Below are 2,179 nucleotides of genomic sequence, written 5' to 3'. Positions count from 1 at the left end.
GCCAAGCGAACCCCGAACGCCTGACCGGCGGCAATGTCCCAACGTCACACCATCGAGCGACGACAAGCCGGACGGAAGGTCACGTTCCGCACTCTGACGGACGAGCAGTGGGCCAGGCTGGAGCCGTTGTTGCCGAAGGGCATGAAGCCTGGCCGGCCGCCGAAATGGCCGAGGCGGCAGCTGGTCGACGGCATACGGTGGCGGACCCGGACCAGGACGCCGTGGCGGGATATACCCGAGCGGTACGGGCCGTGGGATCGGGTCTACGACCTGTTCCGGCGCCGCCAGCGCGACGGCACGTGGAAGCGAGTCTTCACCGAACTGCAGGCCCAGGCGGACGCGAAAGACCTGATCACCTGGGATGTCAGTGTCGACTCGACGATCTGCCGCGCCCACCAGCACGCCGCCGGAGCGGTCAAAAGGGGGATCTTCAGAAGGAGCCGCCCGGCGGCTTTGAGGTCGAGCCGGACGACCACGGTCTCGGTCGCTCGCGAGGTGGGCTGACCACCAAGGTCCATCTCGCGGTCGAGCAGGGGCAGAAGCCCATGTCGATTGTGATCACGGCCGGGCAGCGCGGGGATTCCCCGCAGTTTGAACCGGTCCTGGAGAACATCCGGGTGCCGCGGCAGGGACTGGGGCGTCCCCGCAAGCGGCCGGCCAGAGTGCGTGCCGACAAGGCGTACGGCTCCCGGAAGAATCGTGCCTACCTGCGCCGACGTGGGATCCGGTGCACGATCCCGGAGAAGAAGGACCAGGTTCGCAACCGTAAGAAGCTCGGCTCCCGCGGCGGCCGGCCGCCGACGTTCGACAAGGCCGACTACCGCGAGAGGCACGCGGTCGAATGCGGGATCAATCGCCTCAAGCGCCACCGGGCCGTGGCCACGAGATACGACAAACTCGCCGTCCGCTACGAAGCAACCGTGCTGGTCGCGGCCATCAATGAGCGACTGTGAGCCCGCGGCCGCAGCAGCCTTCAGTTAACCCTTTGCCGAGGAGCCGATAGACCAGTTACGTTCTCCCAGCCGTCCATGTTGATCCGGACCGGCACTGTCGACGAGGAGGTGTGGAGCACATGCGCAGGAGTGCCCAGCAGTTGAGCCCGCGTACTGACCTTTGCCACCTCCTCACGACGGAGACACCTTGTCGCTCCGCATCACCCCACTGACCGACCCCGCACACGGGGCGCACAGCCGACGCCTTGCATGGCTGGCGTCCGACGCCGATGCCAACCCTGTCGGGACGGCCTTTCTGCGCCTGTTCGATGGCGGACAAGAGCACCTGGCCGAACTGACCCTCCACGTCCATCCCGTGGAGCGCCGCAAGGGCGTCGGCTCCCGGCTACTCGACACTGCCGTGGCCGCCGCCCGGGACAACACCCGGCGCTGCGTCGTAGCGCAGGCCGGGGCCGGATCGCCCGGCGACCACTTCCTGCCGGCCCGCGGCTTCCGCAAGGTCCTCACCCTGAGGTACTCCCGCCTGCCTCTGGCCGATGTGGACATCCCCTCCCTGGCAGAGATCATTGAGCGTCCGCATTCCGGCTACCGGCTGGCGTCCTGGCAGGGAACCGTCCCCGACGATCTCGCCCAGACCTTCGCCGACTCACGTCGCGCCATGGACGACATGCCCATGGAGGACACCGACCACGGCACCACAACCTGGGACGTGGACCGGGTCCGGGCTGCGGCGAAGGCCGTCGAACAGCGCGGCGACCACCTGCACACCGTCGTCGCCATCGACACCTCCAACGGCTCGATCGCCGGGTTCACCGAACTCGTCGTGCCCAGCGGCGGCACTGGTGATGCCCAGCACTACGGCACCGGCGTGCTGCCCGAGCACCGCGGACACGGCCTTGGCCGCTGGATGAAGGCCGAGTCGATCCGCCAAGCCCACGGGCACTACCCGGACCTCGGCGGCCTCCTGACCGACACCGCCGACAGCAACACGCACATGAGACACATCAGCGACAGCCTCGGCTACCTGCCCACGCACACGACACTGCGGTATCAGCTCGACCTGTAGAGACGAGCGGACGGGCCGGACCTGGGCATCACCTCGTCCGGCCCGTCGGCACTTTCACAACAGGCCCTAGATGATCTATTCCAAGGGGTCAGTGATCGTAGGCGATCAGTGAGCGCAGGACGAGCTGGCCGGTGTGATCGTTGTGCCAGGTCGCGGCGGT

At 67.6% G+C, this 2,179-nt stretch carries 2 protein-coding genes; both read left to right on the top strand.

Features of this window, described 5'->3' with window-relative positions; all coding sequences use genetic code 11:
- The first annotated feature begins 33 nt into the window (after positions 1-33).
- Positions 34-953 (top strand): IS5 family transposase gene (locus tag ACH47Z_RS47120; protein WP_399086814.1). Its coding sequence is split into 2 segments (ribosomal slippage): positions 34-471 and positions 474-953, totalling 918 coding nucleotides; the frame shifts between segments, so codons are not numbered across the junction.
- 187 nt (positions 954-1,140) lie between these two features.
- Positions 1,141-2,019 (top strand): GNAT family N-acetyltransferase, encoded by an 879-nt coding sequence (locus tag ACH47Z_RS47115; RefSeq protein WP_399086811.1) that lies wholly within the window; start codon positions 1,141-1,143, stop codon positions 2,017-2,019.
- Positions 2,020-2,179: the final 160 nt, after the last annotated feature.

Origin of the sequence: Streptomyces sp. NPDC020192 (genome assembly GCF_044388685.1) — a bacterium.
Classification (GTDB): Bacteria; Actinomycetota; Actinomycetes; order Streptomycetales; family Streptomycetaceae; genus Streptomyces.
Note: the sequence above shows the minus strand (reverse complement) of the source record. Positions and strands in the feature narration are given on the sequence as shown.